The sequence below is a fragment of the uncultured Succinivibrio sp. genome, from assembly GCF_902756765.1.
GTDB lineage: Bacteria > Pseudomonadota > Gammaproteobacteria > Enterobacterales > Succinivibrionaceae > Succinivibrio.
The window spans coordinates 1-3,688 of sequence record NZ_CACVSS010000178.1; the positions used below are offsets into that span (position 1 = coordinate 1).

4 protein-coding genes are annotated in these 3,688 nt (G+C 37.1%); all 4 read right to left on the reverse strand.

The features are described from left to right. Positions 1–234: 234 nt before the first annotated feature. From QZU45_RS12560 to QZU45_RS12135, 4 genes are read right to left on the reverse strand one after another with little or no spacing between them, the layout of a single operon-like run. Positions 235–489 carry a hypothetical protein gene (locus QZU45_RS12560; RefSeq protein WP_366925503.1) on the reverse strand — a complete coding sequence of 85 codons (255 nt, stop codon included), beginning with the start codon at positions 487–489 and terminating at the stop codon, positions 235–237. Then, positions 486–980 (reverse strand): ATP-binding protein, encoded by a 495-nt coding sequence (locus QZU45_RS12125; protein ID WP_366925504.1) that lies wholly within the window; start codon positions 978–980, stop codon positions 486–488. Before QZU45_RS12125 ends, QZU45_RS12560 begins: the two co-directional genes overlap by 4 nt. 35 nt (positions 981–1,015) lie before the next feature. After that, the gene (locus tag QZU45_RS12130) at positions 1,016–2,491 is read right to left on the reverse strand and encodes a DDE-type integrase/transposase/recombinase (RefSeq protein ID WP_295355658.1); all 1,476 of its coding nucleotides are present in this window, start codon (positions 2,489–2,491) and stop codon (positions 1,016–1,018) included. A 15-nt stretch (positions 2,492–2,506) separates the two neighbouring features. Then, complete coding sequence (locus QZU45_RS12135; RefSeq protein ID WP_295355660.1) at positions 2,507–3,304, reverse strand: hypothetical protein; 798 nt, start codon at positions 3,302–3,304, stop codon at positions 2,507–2,509. Positions 3,305–3,688 lie beyond the last annotated feature (384 nt).

Below are 3,688 nucleotides of genomic sequence, written 5' to 3' on the forward strand. Positions count from 1 at the left end.
GATAACGACGGTAAAATTTTTGAAAACTCGTCAAATCCTGATTTTGAAAAAGATGTTAATGGAGATGGCGAAACTCCGAAAAAGAAAAAGAGCCGCGGTGTCAAAGACGCGTGAGTTTGTCCAATTTTTGCCCTCTCATTTTGTCCTCGTCAATTCAGTTTCTGCTATCTGAGTTTGTCACAACATTCAGAATAGCAAAATGCACAGCCTAGTGGCCATGCATTGTTTTCAGCTCTACATCAGAATGCACTGAGGTAACTCATTCTTTACTACTTGTTCTACTAAATCTTTGGTTATCACTTGTACACCTTGACAACTGGCGTAAAGCAATGTGTGAGTACAGATCTTATTGATAATCCTTGGTACTCCTCTTGATCTACTACTGATCTCCATAATAGCATCTGTTGAGTATATGCTATCTGTTGCTCCAGCATACCTTAGATGAGCAACTATATATGAAGCAGTCTGTTCATCATCAAGTGCTGTCATTCTACATATAGTTCATTCTGCCCAGCTATAATAAGGCTAAGTGGATTACCAGCATCAAATCGACAGTTTAGCAGGAACCTTATTTCTTGTAAGGTCCGGTGGTTAATCAAGTGTGCCTCATCAATTATCATAACAACTTGTTTTTTCTTAACTGTTGTAATGGATAGCAGCTGTTCATGGAATTGCTTCTTGGCATCATTTGCATAAAACTTTGCATTAATGCCCAGTTGGCTTAAAGGTATTGAGTATAGCCATCTAGGTGATAGATTACTTTGAGAGATGTATAGTACCTCAAACCTGCTGGAGTCAATTGCATCATTAAAGGCTCTAAGTACAGTGCTTTTCCCAACTCCCACCGGTCCTGTCAGAACTGCAAACATGCGGTTCTCAGCAGCATAACATAATCTGGCTAAGGTATCTTTAAACTGTCTGGACTGACATAAGTTTCCTGTGTCAATTGAAGAAGTAAAAGGAGTGGTCTTTAGAGGAATCCAAGACTATCTTTGCTAACATTGTTATCCATGTGTTATATCTCCATATCAGCGAATGGGGAGTAATCATTCATTCCCCTGTCTGCTGCCAGTGACTGATTAGAGCATAATGGGTTACCTATATCTCCCGTATGTAATTTATCCTTATCAGCAAATAGTATTGGCATAGCCCAAGCTTTAAAGCTTTCTTCATCCTTATAATTTCCAAGTTTCTTTTGATGCTCACGTAAAATGGATAACACATAAGTGCAATCAGCTGGCTGTTTTTCTTCGTTTCCTGCAATCTTTGGCTTTGATACAAAGGAGTTCATACGTAACTCCATAATTGGAACAGTATCATAATTTGGTAATACTTGCTTAATAGTACCATCAGACTCAATAAGTAATTCAACCTCATCACCTGGCATCATATCCTTGGTTTCTACTGAATAGGTCTTACCCTTGTAGCTTATGGTTCCATCCTTACCAAGCTTACGACAGTCACTCTGAATGAACACATACGATAGGATGTCATCACCAATTGGCTTATCACAAACATAATAACGTTGAAAGTACTCATCAGGAGTCATAGGTTTGCCTTTATCATCCTTAAGAATACCATGCACGGTTTGGTTATAACGTCTAATCCATTCATCGCAAAGCAAGCAGAATCCTTCAAATTTCATTGTTCCATTAAAGGATTTAACCTGATTTTCCAAGTCATTGATTTTACTGTTTATTCGTTCAACTACACCTTTTTCATAACCAGCATAAGGCTTACAGTAATGTATTTTTATATCAAGTAACTTGCATGCTCTTTTTATAATCCTGCTCCTGTAGATTAAGCCGTTATCTAAGTGTAGTGATTTTGGAATGCCATATTTTGATATTAAATCCTTTAGACAATCTAATACGATATGTGATTGCTGATCTGTACTAACCTTATATGAAAGAATCCTTCGTGAACTGTTATCCACGCAGATTTGTATATATGCTGAACATGGAGATCCATTAGCATCTATAAGCATTCCTTTAGGGAACTCTTTCACGTCACATTGGATATTCTCCATTATGTGCTTCTTATGGAATCTACCAAAGAATCTACGGCCTCCTGTTTGTTTTAGTACAGCAAGATCTCTTCTGCCACAACGTCTGGCTAATAAGTGCTGCTGTAAGGTAGACCTCTTTAAAATGCCTTTAAGGTTTTCGTTTTCACTCTCTAGAGCTAAGATGATGTTACGTACACTTATACAAGGATCTGACATTCTCATTGCCACAGCCTTTTCCAAGGCTTCATCAAATAAAATATATTTACGATCAACTGTTGAAGATCCTTTGTACTGTGGAATAAGTCCGTTGATTTTATGTTTTTTATAAGCATCTACCCAACGACGCAGGGTTCGCACACTAATATCGTTATCCTTGGCAATTTGAGTGAATAAGACCTTGTCTGCATTATCACAGTTAATCAAAGGAATAATGATCTGCAGTCGTTTTTCGGCGGTTTCGTTGATTTTTTGGTCTTTTTTCATTAGATACTCCCATTTTTAACTTAATAATTTTAAAACGGGAGGTATTTTGAACCTTATTTTATCCTTAAACCATTGCCAGTATGTTGGAAATCCGTGGACAAAGCGGTTTAGCAACAACCGGTGTATTTGCTTTAGGCTGGCTTTATCTCTAACCCAAGCAAGGAATTTATCTCTAAAACCTATATCTTTAAAGCCTCCATGATTAAAGCCATCTCTGTGATAAAACCGTCTTAGCATACCTGGAAGAATGGCATTTAGCACTGTTCTTGCTTCATTAGCTTTTCGGACAAACCTGTCTGCAAGTTGTTCGTTCACAGAGCTTTCTCTCACCATTACATAACATTCCTCTAACCAAGCCCATAAATCAGACTTTATTCCGTTATATTTGGTACGGAGAGCTTCAATTTTAGGAGAGGCTTTATAAGTATCTATATCTTCTGCTTCAAGCCATATCATGCGGGCATTACCGATATCTTCAATGAAGTCAGTGGAATAGTTGCTATATGGAGTAATGGAATCGGGAAAGACTACATGAGTGACATTATTTTTATTTCCTCTATTAAGCTTGCAAGGGCAATATTCATTAGTACATTGACACCTAGGTAATATATGGATCTCTTGTACATTATCGCCTTCTATAGGATTTGTTATTTTTCGGGACTTGAAACCAAAGAGTATGCATCTTGCACCACAGTAAGGACATTTAAGGTTTTTAGCAGCATTTTCAGTAAGTTGGTAAGTTACAACTTTTGTTTGTGAATTCTCGAGGTTGTAATTTTGAGAAGAAATGTGATTTTTTGATAAAATGATCATGTTGTTTATCAACAGTTCATCACGGGATTGTTGCAGCTTTTGCGTGATGAACTTTTCACTAAAAATCCTGATGCTTCTATTCTATCTTAAAAACACCTCATTTTAAACATTTTAAAATTCCAGGCTCGAACCCTTTGCTTCACTAATTCTCAAACCCTTGAAAAATAAGAGGGAACAACTAAATTACCTCTATGACAAAATCAAATAGCAAAAAAGGTACAACTTTCTTTTAAAAAGTGACAAAATCAGTTAGCAGAAATGAGACAAAATCAGAGGGCTTAGACACGCGGTAAAAAGATTCCAAGCAACATAGCCGAAACACGAGTTGTGGTTGTAGATATTTTCGGTAACAAGATGACGATGGAGGAGGCAAAGAAGCTTCTC